The sequence below is a fragment of the Ralstonia sp. 110700041-2 genome, from assembly GCF_056280165.1.
This window is the reverse complement of the sequence record NZ_JBSFAI010000005.1, coordinates 209,779-232,798: the sequence shown is the minus strand read 5'-3', so window position 1 is coordinate 232,798 and position 23,020 is coordinate 209,779. Positions and strand designations below refer to the sequence as shown.

The 23,020-nt window shown below is 63.0% G+C and carries 20 protein-coding genes; 17 read left to right on the top strand and 3 right to left on the bottom strand.

Going from position 1 to position 23,020, the window contains the following annotated elements; translation table 11 throughout:
• Nucleotides 1–35 precede the first annotated feature (35 nt).
• Entirely contained in the window at nucleotides 36–545 is a 510-nt protein-coding gene (locus ACUXH0_RS09520) for a hypothetical protein (protein WP_012435957.1), read from the top strand.
• A gap of 17 nt (nucleotides 546–562) precedes the next feature.
• Here ACUXH0_RS09520 and rnhA read toward each other — a convergent pair whose 3' ends face one another.
• Together rnhA and ACUXH0_RS09510 are read right to left on the bottom strand one after the other, a co-directional pair.
• On the bottom strand, nucleotides 563–1,009 hold the full coding sequence (gene rnhA / locus ACUXH0_RS09515) for a ribonuclease HI (RefSeq protein ID WP_004634278.1): 447 nt from the start codon (nucleotides 1,007–1,009) through the stop codon (nucleotides 563–565).
• 39 nt (nucleotides 1,010–1,048) lie between these two features.
• A complete protein-coding gene (locus ACUXH0_RS09510; protein ID WP_170816377.1) occupies nucleotides 1,049–1,954 on the bottom strand; it encodes a class I SAM-dependent methyltransferase in 906 nt (301 codons plus the stop codon).
• Here ACUXH0_RS09510 and gloB point away from each other — a divergent pair.
• The 8 genes from gloB (at nucleotide 1,953) to ACUXH0_RS09470 (ending at nucleotide 13,131) form a co-directional block, all read left to right on the top strand.
• On the top strand, nucleotides 1,953–2,792 hold the full coding sequence (gloB, locus tag ACUXH0_RS09505; protein WP_012435956.1) for a hydroxyacylglutathione hydrolase: 840 nt from the start codon (nucleotides 1,953–1,955) through the stop codon (nucleotides 2,790–2,792). The genes ACUXH0_RS09510 and gloB overlap by 2 nt on opposite strands.
• A gap of 138 nt (nucleotides 2,793–2,930) precedes the next feature.
• Nucleotides 2,931–4,481: a transglycosylase SLT domain-containing protein gene (locus ACUXH0_RS09500; RefSeq protein WP_012435955.1), complete on the top strand. Its 1,551-nt coding sequence runs from the start codon at nucleotides 2,931–2,933 to the stop codon at nucleotides 4,479–4,481.
• Nucleotides 4,482–4,625: 144 nt separating this feature from the next.
• Nucleotides 4,626–6,527 carry a propionate--CoA ligase gene (gene prpE, locus ACUXH0_RS09495; RefSeq protein WP_012435954.1) on the top strand — a complete coding sequence of 634 codons (1,902 nt, stop codon included), beginning with the start codon at nucleotides 4,626–4,628 and terminating at the stop codon, nucleotides 6,525–6,527.
• Between the two features lie 345 nt (nucleotides 6,528–6,872).
• Entirely contained in the window at nucleotides 6,873–8,009 is a 1,137-nt protein-coding gene (carA, locus tag ACUXH0_RS09490; RefSeq protein WP_012435953.1) for a glutamine-hydrolyzing carbamoyl-phosphate synthase small subunit, read from the top strand.
• A gap of 21 nt (nucleotides 8,010–8,030) precedes the next feature.
• Complete coding sequence (gene leuE, locus ACUXH0_RS09485; protein ID WP_012435952.1) at nucleotides 8,031–8,705, top strand: leucine efflux protein LeuE; 675 nt, start codon at nucleotides 8,031–8,033, stop codon at nucleotides 8,703–8,705.
• Nucleotides 8,706–8,721: 16 nt separating this feature from the next.
• A complete protein-coding gene (gene carB, locus ACUXH0_RS09480; protein ID WP_004634266.1) occupies nucleotides 8,722–11,967 on the top strand; it encodes a carbamoyl-phosphate synthase large subunit in 3,246 nt (1,081 codons plus the stop codon).
• A 199-nt stretch (nucleotides 11,968–12,166) separates the two neighbouring features.
• Complete coding sequence (gene greA, locus ACUXH0_RS09475) at nucleotides 12,167–12,643, top strand: transcription elongation factor GreA (RefSeq protein ID WP_004634264.1); 477 nt, start codon at nucleotides 12,167–12,169, stop codon at nucleotides 12,641–12,643.
• A 20-nt stretch (nucleotides 12,644–12,663) separates the two neighbouring features.
• Complete coding sequence (locus tag ACUXH0_RS09470) at nucleotides 12,664–13,131, top strand: DUF4149 domain-containing protein (protein WP_012435951.1); 468 nt, start codon at nucleotides 12,664–12,666, stop codon at nucleotides 13,129–13,131.
• Nucleotides 13,132–13,188: 57 nt separating this feature from the next.
• On the opposite strand, the gene ACUXH0_RS09465 is transcribed toward ACUXH0_RS09470, so the two are convergent.
• Nucleotides 13,189–13,689 (bottom strand): YhbY family RNA-binding protein, encoded by a 501-nt coding sequence (locus tag ACUXH0_RS09465; RefSeq protein ID WP_004634261.1) that lies wholly within the window; start codon nucleotides 13,687–13,689, stop codon nucleotides 13,189–13,191.
• 108 nt (nucleotides 13,690–13,797) lie between these two features.
• Here ACUXH0_RS09465 and ACUXH0_RS09460 point away from each other — a divergent pair, with 108 nt between their 5' ends.
• The 8 genes from ACUXH0_RS09460 (at nucleotide 13,798) to pstB (ending at nucleotide 22,981) form a co-directional block, all read left to right on the top strand.
• Nucleotides 13,798–14,463 carry an RlmE family RNA methyltransferase gene (locus ACUXH0_RS09460; RefSeq protein WP_012435950.1) on the top strand — a complete coding sequence of 222 codons (666 nt, stop codon included), beginning with the start codon at nucleotides 13,798–13,800 and terminating at the stop codon, nucleotides 14,461–14,463.
• Between the two features lie 132 nt (nucleotides 14,464–14,595).
• The gene (ftsH, locus tag ACUXH0_RS09455) at nucleotides 14,596–16,482 is read left to right on the top strand and encodes an ATP-dependent zinc metalloprotease FtsH (RefSeq protein ID WP_004634256.1); all 1,887 of its coding nucleotides are present in this window, start codon (nucleotides 14,596–14,598) and stop codon (nucleotides 16,480–16,482) included.
• Between the two features lie 153 nt (nucleotides 16,483–16,635).
• The gene (folP, locus tag ACUXH0_RS09450; RefSeq protein WP_152545557.1) at nucleotides 16,636–17,499 is read left to right on the top strand and encodes a dihydropteroate synthase; all 864 of its coding nucleotides are present in this window, start codon (nucleotides 16,636–16,638) and stop codon (nucleotides 17,497–17,499) included.
• A 109-nt stretch (nucleotides 17,500–17,608) separates the two neighbouring features.
• Nucleotides 17,609–18,952 carry a phosphoglucosamine mutase gene (glmM, locus tag ACUXH0_RS09445; RefSeq protein WP_004634251.1) on the top strand — a complete coding sequence of 448 codons (1,344 nt, stop codon included), beginning with the start codon at nucleotides 17,609–17,611 and terminating at the stop codon, nucleotides 18,950–18,952.
• Between the two features lie 191 nt (nucleotides 18,953–19,143).
• Nucleotides 19,144–20,175 (top strand): phosphate ABC transporter substrate-binding protein PstS, encoded by a 1,032-nt coding sequence (gene pstS, locus ACUXH0_RS09440; RefSeq protein WP_004634249.1) that lies wholly within the window; start codon nucleotides 19,144–19,146, stop codon nucleotides 20,173–20,175.
• Nucleotides 20,176–20,295: 120 nt separating this feature from the next.
• Nucleotides 20,296–21,270, top strand: coding sequence for a phosphate ABC transporter permease PstC (gene pstC / locus ACUXH0_RS09435; protein WP_004634247.1), 975 nt, complete (start codon nucleotides 20,296–20,298; stop codon nucleotides 21,268–21,270).
• Between the two features lie 38 nt (nucleotides 21,271–21,308).
• Nucleotides 21,309–22,193, top strand: coding sequence for a phosphate ABC transporter permease PstA (pstA, locus tag ACUXH0_RS09430; RefSeq protein WP_182593935.1), 885 nt, complete (start codon nucleotides 21,309–21,311; stop codon nucleotides 22,191–22,193).
• Nucleotides 22,190–22,981: a phosphate ABC transporter ATP-binding protein PstB gene (pstB, locus tag ACUXH0_RS09425; protein WP_004634243.1), complete on the top strand. Its 792-nt coding sequence runs from the start codon at nucleotides 22,190–22,192 to the stop codon at nucleotides 22,979–22,981. The genes pstA and pstB overlap by 4 nt, the downstream gene beginning before the upstream one ends.
• The last annotated feature ends 39 nt before the right edge of the window (nucleotides 22,982–23,020 follow it).

The following is a 23,020-nucleotide window of genomic DNA, read 5'->3' as shown; positions in this document are numbered from 1 at the left end:
ACCAGGTTACTTCAACGTTCAACGGAGAAGCTCGCATGCATACCGAACCGATGTCCGTGATTCCCACCACCCGCCCACGCCGCCTGTATCGCGTATTGACGTGGCTTGTCGCCGCTGCCGTTGCGATCGGCATGTCCTACGCCCGCGCGGCCGACAATGCCGCGCCAACATGCGCCGTCGAAGCGGAGCGCATCCGCAGCGAACTCGGCAAGCAGGATCTTCCGACGTTCAACGAGCAAGCCGGGGGCTACCTGGCCGACACGCTGAATCAGCTCTACGCCTACGGCACATTGCCCAACCGTTACGTGCCGGAGCGCCAAGCCAACTGGGAGCCGGGCGCGAATCGCCCCGTCATGATGCAAAAGCGCAGCATCGGTGGTGATGCATGGGCGCAGACCGGTCTGCTGCAGGCGGATATCGACGATGGCCTTTCCAAGCGCGGCCCGCTGCGGCTGATCTATGCGCAGGATGGCAAGCCGCAGTACGTCACGACCACCGCCGCGAATGCGCCGCAGATCCCGACGCAGCGCTGCGCGGGCAGGTGAGCGTGCGCCCGGCTGCGTCAGGCTTTCGCCTGGCGCGCCATCTCGACGCCTTTGTTGGCCAGCGCATCGGCGCGCTCGTTGCCGGGGTGGCCGGCATGGCCCTTGACCCAATGCCAGCTCACCTCATGTCCGGCGACCAGTTCGTCGAGCGTGCGCCAGAGGTCGTCGTTCTTGACCGGCTTCTTGTCGGCCGTCTTCCACCCGCGCGCCTTCCAGCCGGCCAACCATTCGCTGATGCCTTTCTGGACGTACTGCGAATCGGTATAAACCTGCACCCGGCATGGCCTTTTCAGCGCGCGGAATGCTTCGATCACGGCCATCAGCTCCATGCGGTTGTTGGTGGTTAGCGTTTCGCCGCCAAAGAGTTCTTTTTCGTGGCTGCCCGAGACGAGCACGGTGCCCCAGCCACCAAGGCCGGGGTTGCCCTTGCACGCGCCATCGGAATAAACGGTGACTTCCTGCATTGAGAAACGATGGGTGATCAGTGAGTGGAAGGGTCGCGCTCACGCGCCCGATTTGCCGTCACGCGCCGTGGCCGATGGCGCCTTGGTCGAATGTGATCCCGAAGGCGTCGCGACCGGCGTTCCGGCCGGCACCAGCGCCGGCGATTTGCGCGTCTTCCATGCCGGACCGACCAGTCGCATGGAGCGCACGCGCTTGACCGCCTGCAGCATGTAAACCGCACCGAAGATCGGCCACCAACGGTCGCCGGCCTTTTCCATGAAGGCGGTGCGCTGCAGCCATTTGTCCGAGCGATTAGGCGGGCAGTAGCAGCCGAAACGGCCGCGCACGATATCAAATCCGAGCAGCTTGAGCCAGTCTTTCAGACGCGTGAACGCAATCATCTGGCTCTGTGCAGGGAGAAACGATTCCGTGCCCAGGCGCCGCATGCCCTGGCGCATGCCCCACAGGCTCAGCGGGTTGAAGCCGGTGATGATCAGGCGCCCCTCGGGCATCAGCACGCGCGCCACTTCGCGCAGCACTTCGTGCGGATCGTCAGTGAACTCCAGCACGTGGGGCAAGGCGACGAGGTCGATGCTCTGCGAAGCGAAGGGCAGTTCGTCATAGCGGCAGATCACGCGGGGCGTGGCTTGGCGTGGTGGCGTGCTGGTGTCGGGTTCTCCGTCGGCCGCATCGGCGGATTCAGCGGGGTCGCCATCCATCGGGTCGAGCGTTTCGGTGGGGGCCGTCGGGTCGATGTCGTCCACCACGCGGGCAATCAGCGGGATGCGGTTCTCGCGCAGCGCCCCAAAGCCAGGATGGCCTAGCTGCAGCGCGTGATAGCCGAACATGTCGGCCACCGTGCGATCGAACTGGGCCTGCTCCCACCGCAGGACATATTGCCCGGGCGGCGAAGCGAGCCAGTGGTGCCAATCTATAATGCGACGATCGTTAGAGGAGTCGGACATGGTCCAGGGTGGTGTGCCGCGCGTTGTAGCGCTTGAGGTCGAGGCGATCGCTGCGTTTACCGACAATTATATTTGGGCACTGCACGATGGCCGTGTGGCTGCTGTCGTCGACCCGGGCGACGCGCAACCGGTGCTGCGCTTCTTGAAGGAACGCGGGCTCGCGCTCGGTGCCATTGTAATCACACATCATCATGGCGATCACGTCGGCGGGGTGCGCGAACTGCTCGCGGCGTATCCGGAGAATCCCGAGGGTGCGCCGCTGCAGGTCATCGGCCCAGCGGACGAATCGATCCCGTGCCGCACGCAGGCCGTGCGCGAAGGCGACGTCGTGACGCTCACGCAGCCAGCCGCCACATTCCGGGTGATCGATGTGCCGGGTCATACCAGCGGTCACGTTGCCTATGTAGGGCGCCTTCAGGGTAATGCCGCATCGGCGAGCCTGTTTTGTGGCGATACACTCTTCGCCACCGGTTGCGGCCGGCTTTTTGAAGGGACGCCCGCGCAGATGCGCGCGTCGCTGGCCAAGCTGGCGGCACTGGCGCCCGATACGCGTGTCTATTGCGCGCATGAATACACGGCATCGAATGTGCGTTTTGCGCGTGCAGTCGAACCTGGCAACGCCGACTTGGCAGCCTGGGAGGATGAGGTAGCGGCGTTGCGGGCCGAGGGCCGCTCGACTGTACCCACGACCGTTGGACATGAGCGGGCGACCAATCCCTTCATGCGGTCGGATGACGCCAATGTGACGCAGGCCGTGGCACGCCATGCAGGTATCGACGCGGATGACCCCGTTGCCGTATTCGCCGCGTTGCGCCAGTGGAAGAACGATTTCCGTTGAGAACGCTCGGCGCGCGGCGATAACGCGGCCAGATGTGATGCATTGGGCAAGCGGCACGCCGGGTGAACGCGGGTTGACGCGGTCGGATGCGTTTCTTACTATCTGGGGCAATTTTTAGCCCTAACCCCATAGAACTTGATGCGATCCGTGCGACTTCTTGCGGCAACTGTGCTCAGTCTGCTCCTTGCGGCCTGTGCAACGGCCCCCGGGCCGAACGCCGACACAGCCAGCACCAGCGCCTCCACCGCCACCGGCCAGGCCCCCGCGCCGGTCGTCAATGTCGATCAGCAGCCCGTGGCATCCCTGAAAGGGCCTGCCAAGGATCTCTGGGCGCGCATTCGCCAAGGTTTCTCCATGCCCGACCTGCAAAGCTCGGCTGTGGACGACCGCACTGACTGGTATGCGCAGCGCCCGGATGCCTTCCGCCGGATGGTGGATCGCTCGAACCGCTACCTGTACCACATCGTCGAAGAGCTGGAGCGGCGCAACATGCCCACCGAGCTGGCGCTCCTGCCGTTCGTGGAAAGTGCGTTCAACCCGCAGGCAGTATCGACTGCCAAGGCTGCCGGGATGTGGCAGTTCATCCCGAGCACTGGCCGAACCTACAACCTCAAGCAGAACGTCTTCCAGGACGAGCGCCGCGATGTGCTTGCCTCGACCGACGCCGCGCTCGACTATCTTTCCAAGCTGCACGACCAGTTTGGCGACTGGCAACTCGCGCTGGCCGCCTACAACTGGGGTGAAGGCGCGGTGGCGCGGGCGATTGCACGCAACCAGGCCGCGGGGCTGTCGACCGATTACGTCAACCTAAACATGCCCGCCGAGACGCGCATGTACGTGCCCAAGCTCCAGGCGGTGAAGAACATCATCGCCAACCCGGAGCGCTACGGCGTCACGCTGCCGGAAATTCCCAACCATCCGTACTTCGTCACCGTCACGACTTCACGCGATATTGATGTGACGCTGGCTGCCAAGCTGGCCAATCTGCCAATGGATGAGTTCAAGGCGCTGAACCCGTCGTTCAACCGGCCGGTGATCCTGGGCGCGTCGAACCCGCAGATCCTGCTGCCGTACGACAACGCGGAAACTTTCCAGTACAACCTGAACACCTATCGAGGCGGCCTCTCCAGCTGGACGGCCGTGACGGTCGGCAACCGCGAGCGCGTCGAAGCATTGGCGGCCCGGCTGAAGGTTGACCCCGACACCATTCGCGAGATCAACCGCATTCCGAAGGGCATGCGGCTGAAGGCCGGCTCCACCGTGGTTGTGCCGCGTGCCGACGGCGCCCAGGAAAACGCTCCCGACATCAGCCCGGAGTTGGCCGAGAACGCCACCATGGCGGTCGAACCCGACATGCCGGATCTGAGAAAGGTGGTCGTGCGCGCAGGCAAGCGCGATACGGTTGCGGGTCTGTCGCGACGCTACGGCGTGTCGGTTGCCCAGATTCGTGCGTGGAACCAGCTCCCCGGCGACGCCATTCCCAAGGGGCACAGCGTTGTGCTGATGCTGCCGCAAGCGCACGGTGGCGGTCGTGGCGGGCATGTGCGCGTGATGCGCGTATCGGCCACAACGTCGCGTGCCACAGCGGCAACCACGCGCGTGCCAACTGCGAAGGTGGCCGGCAAGCCGGTGGTCAAGGCGAAGCCGGTGGCAACTTCATCCAGTTCGGTCAAGCGCAAGAAGCGCTGAGACTGGCAACAGAAACGGCGTCCTGCGGGGCGCCGTTTTGTTTTGGGGCGGCGGTAAGACCCGCGTAAGTTGGCGATCGCAAAGTAGGTGCATCAAGCACAACCAAGATTGAGCCATCGCGTACGATGGCCAGGAGACAACATCATGCCCATGTCCGCCGCGTACCGCGCGCTGTATCAGCGCTCCATTGATGACCCCGCTGGCTTCTGGGGCGAACAGGCCCAGCGCATCGAATGGCAGGGGCCGTATTCTGCCGTCCTGGACGATTCGCGCTTGCCATTCGCAAAGTGGTTCGTGGGCGGACGCACCAACCTGTGCCACAACGCCGTCGACCGGCATCTCGCCACGCGTGGCGAGCAGGCGGCGCTCGTGTATGTCTCCACTGAAACCGGTCTGGAGGCCACGTACACGTATCGCCAGCTCCATCGCGAGGTCAACCGCATGGCGGCGAGCCTGCAGGCCCTGGGCGTGAGGCGGGGCGACCGCGTGCTGATTTACCTGCCGATGATTCCTGAAGCCGCGTTTGCGATGCTGGCCTGTGCGCGCATCGGCGCGATCCATTCGGTGGTGTTCGGCGGTTTCGCGTCCAACAGTCTCGCCACGCGCATCGACGACGCTACGCCGCGCGTGATCGTCAGTGCCGATGCGGGCTCGCGAGCGGGCAAGGTGGTCGAGTACAAACCGTTGCTCGATGCCGCGATTGCGCTGGCGGCCCACAAGCCCGAGCGCGTGCTGCTCGTCAATCGCCAACTCGCGCCCATGCAGCACAACCCGCGCGATGTCGACTACGCAACGCTCGCCGCCCAGCACGCGAATGCCGATGTGCCGTGCGAGTGGATGGAATCCAGCGAGCCCTCGTACATCCTCTACACCTCCGGTACGACGGGCAAACCGAAAGGTGTCCAGCGCGACACTGGCGGCTATGCGGTGGCGCTCGCGGCGTCGATGCCGCTCATTTTCGGTACGCAGCCCGGCGACACGATGTTCACCGCTTCGGACGTGGGCTGGGTGGTGGGACACAGCTACATCGTCTACGCGCCGCTGCTCGCGGGCCTGACGACGGTCATGTACGAAGGCACGCCAATCCGTCCCGACGGTGCGGTCTGGTGGCGCATCGTCGAGCAATATCGGGTGAACGTGATGTTTACCGCACCGACCGCCATTCGCGTACTCAAAAAGCAGGATCCGGCGCTGCTGCAGCGACATGATCTGTCGAGCCTGCGCCGCCTCTTCCTTGCCGGCGAGCCGCTGGACGAGCCCACCGCAAGCTGGATCGGCGAGGCACTGCACAAGCCCATCGTCGACAACTACTGGCAGACAGAGACCGGCTGGCCGATGCTGGCCATTCCGCAAGGGGTTGAGCCTTCCATGCAAAAGCTCGGCTCGCCGGGTTTCCCGGTCTATGGCTACAAGCTCGACATCCTGGACGAGGCCACCGGCGAACCCTGCGCCCCCGGCGAGAAGGGGCTCCTCGCCGTTGCCGCGCCGCTGCCGCCGGGCTGCATGACGACCGTCTGGGGCGACGATGCCCGCTTTCTGCAGACATACTGGTCTGCGTTCCCGGGCCGGCACATCTATTCGAGCTTCGACTGGGGTGTGCGCGACGAGGAGGGTTACGTGACCATCCTCGGCCGCACCGACGACGTCATCAACGTGGCGGGCCACCGTCTGGGCACCCGCGAGATCGAAGAAAGCCTGTCGTCGCATCCCGCCATCGCCGAGGTGGCGGTGGTGGGCGTGGCCGATCAGCTCAAAGGGCAGGTGGCGATGGGGTTTGCCATCGTGCGTGACGCTTCGCGCATTGCCGAGCCGACGGGGCGCCTGGCCCTCGAAGGTGAGTTGATGCGCACAGTCGAGGTGCAGCTCGGGGCAGTGGCACGGCCCTCGCGCGTGTTCTTTGTCGGGGCGCTGCCCAAGACGCGCTCCGGAAAGCTGCTGCGCCGGGCGATGCAGGCCGTAGCGGAAGGGCGTGACCCGGGAGATCTGACGACCATTGAAGACCCCACGGCGCTGGCTCAGGTGCAGGCTGCCGTGCGAGGTGACTAGATGATGAGAAAGTGACGTTCTCGCCAGCTCGATCACGGGCTCGTGGGCACGGCGGGACGTCACAAATTGGGCGGCACGCGCCGTTAAGTCCTTCCTTTCATTGAGTTTTTTGCGGTGTCCGGGTATACTTGTTGGGTTTGAGTTCAGAAACCCATCACCCTAGCGCCAACCGCTTCCTACCTCCCGCCTACCGCCCCGTCTGCCTCGTTTCTCGGTGATTTCTGGTGAGTTCTGTCCCAGCCCCGACTCTCGGCGCGCAAACGGCCCGGATTCCGCATAGCCGGAATTCCGCTTCGGCGCCAAGGTGATCAGGTCGGCACAGGGTGAATCCAGCAGGAGCTACCCGTGTTGCCGTCTTTCCCGCCCGCCATTCTCGCGCTTGCAGACGGCACGGTCTTTCGTGGCTATTCCATCGGTGCGGCCGGTCATACGATCGGCGAAGTGGTGTTCAACACCGCAATCACCGGCTATCAGGAAATCCTTACCGATCCGAGCTACTCGCGCCAGATCGTCACGCTCACGTATCCGCATATCGGTAACGTTGGCGTGAACCGTGAGGATGTCGAAGCTACGAAAGTCCATGCCGCCGGTCTCATCATCAAGGATCTCCCGATCCTGGCGTCGAACTTCCGCAAGGAGCACACGCTCTCGCATTACCTCAAGGGCGAGAAAGTTGTCGCCATTGCCGGGATCGATACGCGCAAGCTGACCCGAATCCTGCGCGAGAAGGGCGCCCAGAACGGTTGCATTCTCGCGGGCGAAGACAACGTGCAGAAGGCCATCGACCTCGCGCGCTCGTTCCCGGGCCTGTCGGGCATGGATCTGGCGAAAGTCGTGTCCGTGACCCAGCCGTACGAGTGGACCCAGACCGAATGGGCGCTGGGCCGCGGCTACGGCAAGCAGGACGCCCCGAAGTATCACGTGGTCGCGTACGACTTTGGCGTCAAGTTCAACATCCTGCGCATGCTCGCCGAGCGTGGCTGCCGCGTGACGGTGGTGCCGGCACAAACCAGCGCAGCCGACGTGCTGGCGCATAACCCGGATGGCGTCTTCCTTTCCAACGGCCCCGGCGATCCGGAGCCGTGCGACTACGCTATCGCCGCCACCAGGGAGTTCCTGGAGCGTCGCCTGCCGACGTTCGGCATCTGTCTGGGCCACCAGATCATGGGCCTGGCTGTCGGTGCCAAGACGCTCAAGATGAAGACCGGCCACCACGGCGCGAATCACCCGGTCAAGGATCTGCAGGACGGCCGCGTGGTCATCACCTCGCAGAACCACGGTTTTGCAGTGGACCCGGAATCGCTGCCGGCCAACGCGCGCGTGACGCACGTCTCGCTGTTCGACGGCACGCTGCAGGGCTTCGAGCTGACCGACCGTCCGGCGTTCTGCTTCCAGGGCCACCCGGAAGCGTCGCCCGGTCCGCATGACATCGCGTATCTGTTTGACCGCTTCACCGCGGCGATGGACGCAGCCAAACAGTAAAGCAACGAGAGCGCATCTGCCATGAACGCCTTCATGCTCGCCCACTTCGGCATCACCGAGTTCTGGACCTTTCTGCTCGGCACGATTTTCATCGTGCTGCTGCCGGGGCCGAATTCGATGTACGTGCTGTCGGTGGCGGCCCGCCGCGGTGTGCGCGCGGGCTACCAGGGCGCGTGCGGCGTGTTTCTGGGTGATGCCATCCTGATGGTGTTGTCGGCAGCGGGCGTGGCTTCGCTGTTGAAGGCGAGTCCGGCGCTGTTCTACGTCGTGAAGTACATCGGCGCGGCGTATCTGGCGTGGATCGGCCTGCAGATGCTGCGTGGCGCGGTTCGCAACTGGCGTGTGCGCAAGGCCGGCGAGTCCGTCGCACAAGACGCGGCTCCGGCCGATGAATCGCACCCGTTCAAGAAGGCGCTGATCATCAGTCTGCTGAACCCGAAGGCGATCCTGTTCTTCATCTCGTTCTTCATCCAGTTCGTCGATCCGCACTACGCGCTGCCGGCGGTGTCGTTCGTCGTGCTGGGGCTGGTCTGCCAGATCTGCAGCTTCCTGTACCTGACCACCATCATCTTCGTGGGCGCGCGGCTGGCCGCGGCGTTCCGCGCGCGACGACGTTTGTCTGCCGGTATGAGCAGCGGCGTCGGCGCCATGTTTATCGGCTTTTCCGCCAAGCTGGCGACGGCCACACTGAATTAATCGAATCGAGCGGGTTATGCCAAAACGTACAGATATCAAAACCATCCTGATCATCGGCGCGGGTCCGATCATCATCGGCCAGGCGTGTGAATTCGATTACTCCGGCGCGCAGGCTTGCAAGGCGCTCCGTGAAGAAGGCTTCAAGGTGGTCCTGGTCAACAGCAACCCGGCCACGATCATGACCGACCCCAACACGGCCGACGTGACCTACATCGAGCCGATCACTTGGGAAGTCGTCGAGCGCATCATCGCCAAGGAGCGCCCCGACGCGATCCTGCCGACGATGGGCGGCCAGACCGCGCTCAACTGCGCGCTGGACCTGCATCGCCACGGCGTGCTGAAGAAGTACAACGTCGAGCTGATCGGCGCATCGCCCGAGGCCATCGACAAGGCGGAAGACCGCCAGAAGTTCAAGGACGCGATGACCAAGATCGGTCTGGGTTCGGCCAAATCGGGCATCGCGCATTCGATGGACGAAGCCGTGGCTGTGCAGTCGCAGATCGCCAAGGAAACCGGCACGAGCGGCTACCCGATCGTGATCCGTCCGTCGTTCACGCTGGGCGGCACGGGCGGCGGCATCGCCTACAACCGCGAAGAATTCGAAGAGATCTGCAAGCGCGGTCTCGACCTCTCGCCGACCAACGAGCTGCTGATCGAAGAATCGCTGCTCGGCTGGAAGGAGTACGAGATGGAAGTCGTGCGCGACAAGGCCGACAACTGCATCATCGTCTGCTCGATCGAGAACCTGGACCCGATGGGCATCCACACCGGTGACTCCATCACTGTGGCCCCGGCGCAGACCCTGACCGACAAGGAATACCAGATCCTGCGTAACGCCTCGCTGGCTGTGTTGCGCGAGATCGGCGTGGATACCGGCGGCTCGAACGTGCAGTTCTCGATCAATCCGCAGGATGGCCGGATGATCGTGATCGAGATGAACCCGCGTGTGTCGCGTTCGTCGGCGCTGGCGTCGAAGGCCACCGGTTTCCCGATCGCCAAGGTCGCGGCCAAGCTGGCCGTGGGCTACACGCTGGACGAGCTGAAGAACGAGATCACCGGCGGCGCGACGCCGGCGTCGTTCGAGCCGTCGATCGACTACGTGGTCACCAAGGTGCCGCGTTTCGCGTTCGAGAAATTCCCGCAGGCCGACAGCCACCTGACCACGCAGATGAAGTCGGTCGGTGAGGTGATGGCCATGGGCCGGACGTTCCAGGAGTCGTTCCAGAAGGCGCTGCGTGGCCTGGAAGTCGGCGTGGACGGCCTGGACGAAAAGTCCACCGACCGCGACGAGATCATCGAAGAGATCGGCGAAGCCGGTCCGGATCGCATCTGGTATCTGGGCGACGCATTCCGCCTGGGCCTGTCGATCGACGAGGTTTATGCCGAGACGTCCGTTGATCCGTGGTTCCTGGCGCAGATCGAAGACATCGTCAAGACGGAAGCACTGGTGAAGTCCCGCACGCTGGAAAGCCTGTCGGCTGCCGAGCTGCGTCTGCTCAAGCAGAAGGGTTTCTCCGACCGCCGCCTTGCCAAGCTCACCAAGACGACAGCCAAGGCCGTGCGCGAGAAGCGTATCGCCGAGAAGGTGCGTCCGGTCTACAAACGTGTCGACACGTGCGCCGCTGAATTCGCGACAAACACGGCATACCTGTACTCCACGTACGAAGCCGAGCACGGCGAGTGCGAAGCCGAGCCGACCAGCAACAAGAAGATCATGGTCCTGGGCGGCGGCCCGAACCGGATCGGCCAAGGTATCGAGTTCGACTACTGCTGCGTGCACGCCGCGCTGGCACTGCGCGAAGACGGGTACGAGACCATCATGGTCAACTGCAACCCGGAAACCGTCTCGACGGACTACGACACGTCCGACCGCCTGTACTTCGAGCCGGTGACGCTGGAAGACGTGCTCGAAATCGTTGACAAGGAAAAGCCGGTCGGCGTGATCGTGCAATACGGCGGCCAGACGCCGCTGAAGCTCGCGCTGGATCTGGAAGCCAACGGCGTGCCCATCATCGGCACGTCGCCGGACATGATCGACGCGGCCGAAGACCGTGAGCGCTTCCAGAAGCTGCTGCACGCGCTGGGACTGCGCCAGCCGCCCAACCGCACCGCGCGTGCCGAAGACGAAGCCCTCAAGCTGGCCGAAGAAATCGGCTACCCGCTGGTGGTGCGTCCGTCGTACGTGCTGGGTGGCCGCGCGATGGAAATCGTGCACGAGCCGCGCGACCTCGAGCGCTACATGCGCGAAGCCGTGAAGGTGTCGAACGACAGCCCCGTGCTGCTCGACCGATTCCTGAACGATGCCATTGAATGCGACGTGGATTGCCTTTCCGACGGCAAGCGCGTGTTCATCGGCGGCGTGATGGAGCACATCGAACAGGCCGGCGTGCACTCGGGCGACTCGGCTTGTTCGCTGCCGCCGTACTCGCTGTCGCAGGCGACCGTCGACGAGCTCAAGCGCCAGACCGCCGCGATGGCCAAGGCGCTGAACGTGGTCGGCCTGATGAACGTGCAGTTTGCGATCCAGCAGAAGGGCGGCGAAGACATCGTCTACGTGCTGGAAGTGAACCCGCGTGCTTCGCGTACGGTGCCGTACGTTTCGAAGGCGACCGGTATTCCGCTGGCGAAGGTTGCGGCTCGCTGCATGGCTGGCCAGTCGCTGGATTCGCAAGGCGTCGAGACGGAAGTCGTGCCGGCGTACTACAGCGTCAAGGAGGCTGTGTTCCCGTTCAACAAGTTCCCGGGGGTCGACCCGGTGCTCGGACCGGAAATGCGCTCCACCGGCGAAGTGATGGGCGTTGGCAAGACCTTTGGCGAGGCGCTCTTCAAGAGCCAGCTGGCTGCCGGTTCGCGCCTGCCCGAGAAGGGTACCGTGCTGATGACGGTCAAGGACAGCGACAAGCCGCAAGCCGTGGAAGTGGCCCGTGCGCTGCATACGCTGGGCTACCCGATCGTGGCAACGCGCGGTACGGCCTCGGCCATTGAAGCTGCGGGCATTCCGGTGCGCGTGGTGAACAAGGTGAAGGACGGCCGTCCGCACATTGTCGACATGATCAAGAACAGCGAGATCGCGCTCGTCTTCACGACCGTCGACGAGACGCGTGCCGCAATCGCTGACTCGCGCTCGATCCGCCAGGCTGCATTGGCGCAGCGTGTCACGTACTACACGACCATCGCCGGTGCGCGTGCCGCGGTGGAAGGTCTGAAGCACATGCAGCACCTCGATGTGTATGACCTGCAGGGCCTGCACGCGACCCTGTAAGTAAGCCCATCGTCAGGGCCCGCGACGCGGCATAGCGTCGCGGCGACCGCCCGGAGAGGGGGCAGTTGCCGCCTCCGGACGGTTCGCCTAAACTAGAGCGTCCGTGTCAAAACAACGACAGCCGCCGTCAGGCGGGTGTGCGCTACGCGCCCTCCCGCTTCGCAGCGGCTGATTTTTTTGTGATTCTGAAAGACTTACGATGAGCACCATTCCGATTACCAAGCGCGGTGCCGAGATGCTGAAAGACGAACTCCAACGTCTGAAGACCAAGGAGCGTCCGGCCGTCGTCAACGCTATCGCCGAGGCGCGTGCCCAGGGCGATCTGTCCGAAAACGCCGACTATGATGCCGCCAAGGAGCGCCAGGGCTTCATCGAAGGCCGCATCCAGGAAATCGAAAGCAAGTTGTCGGCTGCACAGATCATCGATCCGGCTTCGCTCGATGCTGAAGGCCGTGTGGTCTTTGGCGCCACCATCGACCTGGAAGACCTGGATTCGGGCAAGCCTGTTACGTACCAGATCGTCGGCGATGACGAAGCCGATATCGAGATCGGCAAGATCTCGATCAGCTCGCCGATCGCCCGTGCGTTGATCGGCAAGTTGGAAGGCGACGTCGCCACCGTGGTCGCCCCGGGCGGCGAGCGCGAGTACGAAGTCCTGGCCGTCAAGTACCTCTAACCCGATCCGAGACAGCCGCCATGCCGCAGCGCTTCTTCCAGTTGCTTGCCACGGTATGGTGCGGTTCGCTCTGGACCATCGGTTACATCGTCGCGCCGACGTTGTTTGCGATGCTGGATGATCGCCAGTTGGCCGGCTCGATTGCCGGCCGGTTGTTTCATGCGGAGGCGTGGATCGGCCTGGCGACAGGGTGTCTCCTTTTGCTCGCTGCCACGGCGCTGGTGCGTCGCGGTCAGGCCGGGTACCGCCGGCTGCGCTGGCTTGTGCTGGCGATGCTGCTGTGCGTGCTGGTGGGTTATTTCGGCCTGCAGCCGTTCATGGCTTCACTGCGCGAACAGGCCGATGCACTCGGCATGGCGGTGGGAGATTCGCCTTACCGCGCACAGTTCGGCATGCTGCACGGTGTATCGAGCGTGTTCTATCTGCTGCAGAGTCTGTTGGGGTTGGCGCTGATCTGGAAGGCAGCCGATGTTCGACAAGCCGCCTGAAGGCCAAAAAAAGACCGGCTGAAAAGCCGGTCGTTTTGTGTGCAGCCCCGAATTGGATCAGGACAGCGCCTTCTTTTTCTGGCTGGTTTGACGCGGCTTGGCGCGCTTGACGTTGCCGCCGGCCGTGACACGTTCGTTGCCGAGCACGCTCAGGCGGACGGGCTTCGGGCGGCGTGCGCTGTTCGGGTTCGGCTTGCGCACGGTGACCGAGCGCGGACCGGCGCCCACGGTCGTCTTGCGCGGCGGCTTGAGATCGCGCGGCTGGTTTTCCTTCAGGTACGCCGGGCCTTCGCGCCAGATCACCAGCAGCTTGCCGATGTGCTGTACGGGGGCGGCTTGCAGGCGGGCGCAGATGGTGTCGTAGAGTTCGATGCGTGCTTCGCGGTCATCGCCGAAGACGCGAATCTTGATCAGCCCGTGTGCCGCCAGCGAGCGGTCGATTTCGGCCAGAACGGCCTTGGTCAGACCCTCCGCACCGATGATGACGACCGGGTTCAACGCGTGCGCTTCGGAGCGCAGTTCCGATCGTTGGGCAGGGGTGAGGATAAGGGCGGGCATAAATAAGCGCGGGATCGCGCAAAGAGACAAACGGCGCGTATTATCCGCCAAAACCAGTCCTGGCCGCCATGTTTGGCGCTACATTCGGGCGAAATTGCAACCAATTCGATGGCAAAGAACAAGTTTAACCAGTCGTGGCTGCACGACCATATCAACGATCCGTACGTCAAGCTGGCGCAGCGCGAAGGCTATCGCGCACGTGCCGCCTACAAGCTCAAAGAGATCGACGAGCAGGACAAGTTGATCAAGCCGGGCCAGGTCATCGTTGACCTGGGTGCCGCGCCGGGCAGTTGGAGCCAGTACGTGCGCAACAAGCTGGCGGCCTCGCCGCGCGCCAAGGATGGACGTATCGACGGCGCGATCGTCGCCATCGACATCCTGCCGATGGAAGCCATCGCCGACGTTACCTTCATCCAGGGTGACTTCCGCGAGGACGAGGTATTCCGGCAACTGGAAGAAATCGTGCTGGAAGTCAGCGGTGGCGGCAAAGTGGACCTTGTTTTGTCCGATATGGCCCCCAATCTCTCAGGTGTGGCGTCGGCAGACGCCGCGCGCATGGAGCACATCGCCGAGCTGGCAGTGGAATTTGCCATGGCGCACCTGAAACCTGAAGGCGCGCTGCTGATCAAATGTTTCCACGGCAGCGGCTATAGTCAGATCGTCGAGATGTTCAAGCGTCATTTCAAGATCGTGGCGCCGCGCAAGCCGAAAGCCTCCCGTGACAAATCGTCCGAGACATTCTTGTTGGGCCGCCAGCTCAAGCATCCGGGCTGACGGACGATACTCAAAAAGGGGCCCCTCGGCTGGCACGGTGGTTCGTTGGTCTTGCGGGCAATCAACCCGCGGCGGTGTCCGTGCATTACAATGCCAAGCATCCCGTCAAGGCATTTCTAAAGGAGTCTCGCCTTGAATAACAACTGGTTTCAGAAGGCGGCCATCTGGCTGGTGATTGCCTTGGTGCTGTTCACCGTCTTCAAGCAGTTCGACAAGCCGCGCACCCAGGAGGGTGTGACGTACTCGCAATTCATGGACGATGCGAAGGCCGGCAAGGTCAAGCGCGTCGAGGTCCAAGGCCGTACGCTGTTGGTCACGCCCAACGAGGGCAACAAGTATTCGATCATCTCGCCGGGCGACATCTGGATGGTCGGCGACCTGATGAAGTACGGCGTGCAGGTGACCGGTAAGGCGGAAGAAGAGCAAGGTGTGCTCCTTACCGCCCTTTACTACCTCGGTCCGACGCTGCTGATCATCGTGTTCTGGTTCTACATGATGCGGCAGATGCAGGGTGGTGGGAAAGGTGGTGCCTTCTCGTTCGGCAAGTCGCGGGCGCGGTTGATTGATGAGAACAACAACAGCGTCACGTTTGCTGACGTGGCAGGCTGTGACGAATCGAAAGAAGAAGTCGTCGAACTGGTCGACTTCCTGAAAGATCCGCAGAAATTCCAGAAGCTCGGCGGGCGCATCCCGCGCGGCGTGCTGCTTGTTGGCCCTCCGGGTACTGGCAAGACGCTGCTCGCACGCGCCATTGCTGGTGAAGCCAAGGTGCCGTTCTTTAGCATTTCCGGTTCGGACTTCGTTGAAATGTTCGTCGGCGTGGGCGCGGCCCGCGTGCGCGACATGTTCGAAAACGCCAAGAAGCAGGCGCCGTGCATCGTGTTCATCGATGAAATTGATGCGGTTGGCCGCCATCGTGGCGCCGGCATGGGCGGCGGCAACGACGAGCGCGAGCAGACCCTGAACCAGATGCTGGTCGAGATGGACGGCTTCGAGGCCAACTCGGGCGTCATCGTGATCGCGGCAACCAACCGTGCAGACGTGCTCGACAAAGCGCTGCTGCGTCCGGGCCGCTTCGACCGTCAGGTCTACGTGGGTCTGCCGGATATCCGTGGTCGCGAGCAGATTCTCAAGGTGCACATGCGCAAGGTGCCGATCGGCAACGACGTCGATGCATCGGTGCTGGCGCGTGGCACGCCGGGCTTCTCGGGCGCCGATCTGGCCAACCTGGTCAACGAAGCTGCGCTGTTTGCTGCGCGCCGTAACAAGCGCGTAGTGGACATGCAGGACTTCGAAGACGCGAAGGACAAGATCTACATGGGTCCGGAGCGCAAGTCGGCTGTGATTCGCGAAGAGGAGCGCCGCGCTACGGCGTACCACGAGTCGGGCCATGCGGTGGTTGCCAAGCTGCTGCCGAAGGCTGACCCGGTGCACAAGGTCACGATCATGCCGCGCGGCTGGGCTGGCGGCCTGACCTGGCAGCTGCCGGAGCACGACAAGCACTACGCCTACAAGGATACGATGCTTGAAGAGGTCGCGATTCTGTTCGGTGGCCGTGCTGCAGAAGAGGTGTTCCTGGGTGCGATGAGTACCGGCGCCTCCAACGACTTCGAGCGCGCCACCAAGATGGCCCGCGATATGGTGACGCGCTATGGCATGAGCGACGCGCTCGGCACCATGGTCTACGTCGATACGGAACAGGATGGCTTCTTCGGCCGCATGGCATCGAAGACGGTGTCCGAGGCGACGCAGCAGAAGGTGGATTCGGAAATCCGCCGCATCGTGGACGAGCAGTATGCCCTGGCCAAGGGGCTGCTGGAAGCGAATCGCGAGAAGGTGGAAGCCATGACTGCGGCGCTGCTCGAGTGGGAAACCATCGACGCCGATCAGGTCAATGACATCATGGACGGCAAGCCACCGCGCCCGCCGCGCTACGGCTCGACCGGCGGTGGCAGCACCCCGCCGGGTGGCGGCACGCCGGCTGGGGTGAACCCGGGCAACGTGCCTGCCACGGCGTAATGTGTTGATGGTCCGTTAGTTTGTCGCCCGGGCGGCGACGCAAAAGAGCCGGTGCAAGCGCACCGGCTCTTTTTTTGTTGGCGCATTCTGGCATGCCTGGCGTAGCATTCCGGTCCTGCACAGCATTTCCATCGATCTATCTTGTCCGCTTCCATTCCCACCACAACGCACTTCCAGTGCGGACGCTTCCGTTACCCACGCGATCGCCGTCCGCTCGTCATGGGCATTCTCAACGTCACGCCCGATTCGTTCTCCGATGGCGGGCGGCACGCCACGCGTGATGCAGCGTTGCGCCACGCCGAGCAGCTGATCACCGAAGGCGTCGACATGATCGACATCGGTGGAGAGTCGAGCCGGCCGGGCGCCGAGCCGTTGAGCCTGCAAGCCGAGTTGGACCGGGTGATGCCCATCGTCGAGGCGCTACGCGAATGCGGCAAGCCGCTGTCGATCGATACCTACAAGCCCGAGGTGATGCGGGCCACGCTGGATGCGGGCGCCGATTTGATCAACGATATCTGGGGTTTTCGCCGGCCTGGCGCGATCGAGGCGGTGGCAAAGGGCAACGCGGGCCTTTGTGTCATGCATATGCAGCGCGATCCCGAAACGATGCAGGAAGCGCCCAGCTATGTAGACCTGATGGGCGAGGTGGAGGCCTTCCTGTGCACGCAGACGGAGGCGCTGATGGCTGCCGGCGTGGCGGCCGAGCGTGTCTCCCTTGATCCGGGGTTTGGTTTTGGCAAGACGCCGGATCACAACCTCACCATGCTCAATCGCTTGGCGGAGTTTCAGCGCATCGGTTTGCCGCTGCTCGCCGGTTTGTCGCGCAAATCGACGCTGGGCGCGGTGTTGGGCGGCAAACCGCCAGCCGAACGTGTGACCGTCAGTGTGGCGGCAGCGCTACTGGCGGCGGAGCGGGGCGCGTTCATCGTGCGTGTGCACGACGTGCAGCCGACCGTGGAGGCAATTCAACTCTGGTGGGCCATGCGTCATGAACGCGTAAATCCGCCAATGGCCTGATAGCCGCCCAAGCCTCACGCGGCTGGGGGTCAAGCGAACAGAGGATTGCCCGGCGATGGCCAGCGCCTTACAAACAAAGAAAGAAACATTTCTCCAGGAGAGACTCCCAATGTCCAGGAAGTATTTCGGCACCGACGGCATCCGTGGGCGTGTCGGTGAAAGCCCGATCACGCCGGATTTTGTGTTGCGCCTTGGTTATGCAGCCGGCCGTGTGTTGGCCCATGGTGGGGAAGCGCATGGTCACGGCCGTCCCACCGTGCTGATCGGCAAGGACACGCGCCTGTCGGGCTACATGCTGGAAGCCGCGTTGGAAGCAGGCTTCACAGCAGCCGGCGTGGACGTGCTGATGAGCGGGCCGCTGCCAACGCCTGGCGTGGCGTATCTCACGCGTGCGCTGCGGTTGTCGGCGGGTGTGGTGATTTCCGCTTCACATAACCCGTATTACGACAACGGTATCAAGTTCTTCTCGGCCACCGGCGACAAGCTGCCGGATGAAACCGAGCTGCAGATCGAAGCCGAACTGGAAAAGCCGATGGCGTACGCGGCCTCTGATGCGCTGGGCCGTGCCCGTCGTATCGAGGATGCCGCTGGACGCTACATCGAATTCTGCAAGAGCACATTCCCGAGCGACCTGAACCTGTTCGGTATGAAGGTCGTGCTGGACAGCGCGCATGGCGCGGCCTATCACATTGCACCGCACGTCTTCCACGAGCTGGGTGCGGACGTGGTATCGATCGGCAACCAGCCGAATGGCCGCAACATCAACGACGGCTATGGCGCGACGGCGCCGGGTAAGTTGGTTGAGGCTACGCGCGAGCATGGGGCTGACATTGGCCTGGCCTTTGATGGCGATGCCGACCGCCTGCAGGTGGTGGACCGCAATGGGCGCCTCTACAACGGCGACGAGCTGCTCTACGTGATGGTGCAGGCGCGCCGTGCGGCGGGCCAGACGGTGCCGGGCGCGGTCGGTACGCTCATGACCAATCTTGCCGTGGAACTCGCACTCAAGGCGCAGGGAGTCGAGTTCGTGCGCGCCAAGGTGGGCGATCGTTATGTGCTGGAAGAACTGAAGAAGAATGGTTGGCTGCTCGGCGGCGAAGGTTCGGGCCACTTGCTCTGCCTGGACAAGCACAGCACGGGCGACGGCATCATTTCGGCGCTGCAGGTGCTTGCAGCATTGCGTCGCAGCGGCCAGACGCTGGACGAGATGCTCGACGGCGTGCGCCTGTTCCCGCAAAAGCTTATCAACGTGCGGGTCGAAAAGGGTTTCGACTGGAAATCGCACGCGGGCTTGCAGGCGGCTCTCAAGACGAGCGAGGCCGAGTTGGATGGCAAGGGGCGTGTGCTGATTCGTCCGTCGGGTACGGAGCCGGTCGTGCGCGTCATGGTGGAAGCGCAGGACGCTGAGCTGGCCAACCAACATGCGGAGCGTCTTGCCGCGACGTTGCAGTAAGTTGTTGCCAGATCAAGCAAACATGTCGAAAAGCGGCCTCCGGGCCGCTTTTTTTATGCGTGGGGGTCGACTTTCCTGCCGTGCAGGCCGGCTATGAGAAGTTTTCGTGTTGTCACAGAACTGTCATTTGAGCGGCCTAAAGTTCGGATGTCAAAAATCTGTCATCGCTCAACCGCTCCTCTGGAGAACTCATGAAACTGGTCAAAACCGCAATCGCTGGCGTGGCTGCGCTGGCTTTCGCTGGTGCCGCATTTGCTGTTGACATCACTGGCGCAGGCGCAACGTTCCCGGCACCCGTCTACAACAAGTGGGCGGCCGACTACAACAAGGCGACCCAAACCAAGGTGAACTACCAAGGTATCGGTTCGTCGGGCGGCATCAAGCAGATCACCGCCAAGACCGTCGACTTCGGCGCTTCGGATATGCCGCTGAAGGACGAAGAGTTGAACAAGGATGGCCTGATCCAGTTCCCGACTGTGATCGGCGGCGTGGTGCCCGTGATCAACCTGCCGGGCGTGAAGCCGGGCGAGCTGACGCTGAACGGCCAATTGCTGGGTGACATCTACCTGGGCAAGATCAAGAAGTGGAACGATCCGGCCATCGCCAAGCTGAACCCGAAGGCCAAGCTGCCGGACCAGGACATCCTGGTGGTGCGCCGTGCTGACGGTTCGGGCACTTCGTTCATCTTCACGAACTACCTGTCGAAGGTGAATGCCGAGTGGAAGAGCAAGGTCGGCGAAGGCACGACCGTGAACTGGCCGACGGGTACGGGTGGCAAGGGCAACGAAGGCGTGGCCGCTTTCGTGCAGCGTCTGGGTGGCGCAGTGGGCTACGTTGAGTACGCCTACGCCAAGCAGAACAAGATGACGTACGTGAACCTGCAGAACAAGGCGGGCGCCGTGGTGAAACCGACCGCAGAAGCCTTCAAGGCCGCAGCCGCCGGCGCCGAGTGGAGCAAGTCGTACTACCAGATCCTGACGGACGAACCGGGTAAGGACGCATGGCCGATCGCTGGTGCCACGTTCATCCTGCTGCACAAGACGCAAGCCAAGCCGGAGCAGGGCGCTGAAGTCATGAAGTTCTTCGACTGGGCCTACAAGGGTGGCGATGACGCCGCCAAGAGCCTGGACTACGTGCCGCTGCCGGACGCTGTGAAGAACCAGATCCGCGCAACGTGGAAGTCGAGCGTGAAGGATGCATCGGGCAAGGTTGTCTACAACTAGTGACCGCTGCCTGCTGCATAACGGCTCGTAACTAGATGCAGCACTAGGTGCGGGAGGTCGGTACGAATCGGCCGCCCGCATCATTTCAAAAGCTTCTTTCACGGCTGACCGGTTTCCCTCATGGCCACGCTCTCTGATTCCTCCGGCGCTTCCCGTATGCGAGCACCCAGCCGCCTCGGCGACCTGGTGTTCGGCGGTATGACCCGCCTTGCCGCAATCGTTACGCTGCTGCTGCTGGGCGGTATCATCATCTCGCTCATCATCAGCTCCTGGCCCACGATTCAGAAATTCGGCCTGTCGTTCCTGTGGAATTCGGAGTGGGATCCGCCCTCCGACATCTATGGCGCGCTGGTGCCCATCTACGGCACCCTGGTCACATCGCTGATCGCGCTCATCATTGCCGTGCCTGTGAGCTTCGGCATTGCCCTGTTCTTGACCGAGCTGTCGCCGGCCTGGCTGCGCCGACCGCTGGGTACCGCCATTGAGCTGCTCGCCGCAGTGCCATCCATCGTGTACGGCATGTGGGGGCTGCTCGTGTTTGCGCCGATTTTTGGCGAATACTTTCAAAAGCCGCTGGCCGCGACCGTCGGCAAGATCCCTGTCGTCGGGGCGCTGTTTCAGGGCGCGCCGATCGGCATCGGCCTCCTGTGTGCCGGGGTGATCCTGGCGATCATGATCATCCCGTACATCTCGGCGGTGATGCGCGACGTGTTCGAGGTCACGCCGACGCTGCTCAAGGAATCCGCCTACGGGGTGGGCTGCACGACGTGGGAAGTCATGTGGAACGTGGTGCTGCCGTACACCAAGGCGGGCGTGATCGGTGGTGTGATGCTGGGCCTGGGCCGCGCCCTCGGCGAGACCATGGCCGTGACGTTCGTGATCGGCAACACCAACCTGCTGTCCGATGTCTCGTTGTTCTCGCCGGGTAACAGCATTACCTCGGCGCTGGCCAATGAATTTGCGGAAGCGGGCCAGGGCCTGCATACCGCGGCGCTCATGGAGCTGGGCTTGATCCTGTTTGTCATCACGTTCATCGTGCTGGCGGCCTCCAAGCTGCTCCTTCTGCGCCTGCAGAAGAGCGAGGGTCAGAAGTGAACCAACACGATCTGCCTGACGCTATGAGACCCAATACCATGCGTATGCCTTCCATCCCTGCCGTCCGCGCCGACTCTGAAAAGATCAAGGCCCGCCTGCAGGCGCGCCGCCGCAACGTCAACGGGATTGCGCTGGCACTGTCGCTTGCCGCCATGGCTTTCGGCCTGGTGTGGCTGGCTTGGATTCTGTGGACCACGCTCTCGCTGGGTGTGGGCGGCCTGTCGATGTCGCTCTTCACGGAGATGACGCCGGCGCCCGACACGCCGGGAGGCGGCCTCGCCAACGCCATCGGAGGTTCGTTGTTGCTGGTGGGCATGGCCACCCTGATCGGCACGCCGCTGGGCATCCTGGCCGGCATCTATCTGGCCGAGTACGGCAAGACGTCGATGCTGGCGAGCGCCACGCGTTTCATCAACGACATTCTGCTGTCGGCGCCGTCCATCGTGATCGGCCTGTTCGTGTACGCCGTCGTGGTGGCGCGCGTGCAGCACTTCTCGGGCATTGCCGGTGTGATCGCGCTGGCGCTGCTGCAGATTCCGATCGTGGTTCGCACGACCGAGAACATGCTCAACCTGGTGCCCAACGCGATGCGTGAAGCCGCCATGGCGCTCGGCACGCCCAAGTGGAAGATGATCCTGTCGATTACGCTCAAGGCGTCGTACGCCGGCGTGATTACCGGTGTGCTGCTGGCTGTGGCCCGCATTGCCGGCGAAACCGCGCCGCTGCTCTTCACCGCGCTGAACAACCAGTTCTGGAGCCTGGATCTGAATCAGCCGGTGGCCACGCTGCCGACCGTCATCTTCAAGTTTGCGATGAGCCCGTTCCCCGAATGGCAGCAATTGGCCTGGGCCGGGGTGTTCCTGATTACGCTGGGTGTGCTGGGGCTGAACGTCCTCGCGCGTGCCTTGTTCACCAAGAAATGACCATGACCGCTACGTCCCTCGAAGTGCGCACGCAAAGCCCGAAGATCGATGTTCGCGACCTTAACTTCTACTACGGCAAGTTCCACGCCCTGAAGAACATCTCGCTGCAGATTCCGGAGAAGCAGGTGACGGCCTTCATCGGCCCGTCGGGCTGCGGCAAGTCGACACTGCTGCGTACGTTCAACAAGATGTACGCGCTGTATCCGGAGCAGCGTGCCGAAGGCCAGATCAACATGGACGGCGAGAACCTGCTGACCTCGCGCATGGATATCGCCCTGCTGCGCGCCAAGGTCGGCATGGTGTTCCAGAAGCCGACGCCGTTTCCGATGTCGATCTACGACAACATTGCTTTCGGCGTGAAGCTGTTCGAGCGTCTGTCGCGCTCCGAGATGGACGACCGCGTCGAATGGGCGCTGACCAAGGCCGCACTGTGGAACGAAGTGAAGGACAAGCTAAACCAGTCGGGCTACGGACTGTCGGGCGGTCAGCAGCAGCGTCTGTGCATCGCGCGCGGTATTGCCATCCGCCCCGAAGTGCTGTTGCTGGACGAGCCGTGCTCGGCGCTGGACCCGATCTCCACGGGCAAGATCGAAGAGCTGATCGCCGAGCTGAAGGACGACTACACCGTCGTCATCGTCACGCATAACATGCAACAGGCGGCGCGTTGCTCCGACTACACGGCGTACATGTACCTGGGCGAGCTGATCGAGTTCGGTGATACCGAAAAGATCTTCATCAAGCCGCAACGCAAAGAAACGGAAGACTACATTACCGGCCGCTTCGGCTGACCTGCAACAACGCTGAAGCTGAAGCGACAAGGAGAAACC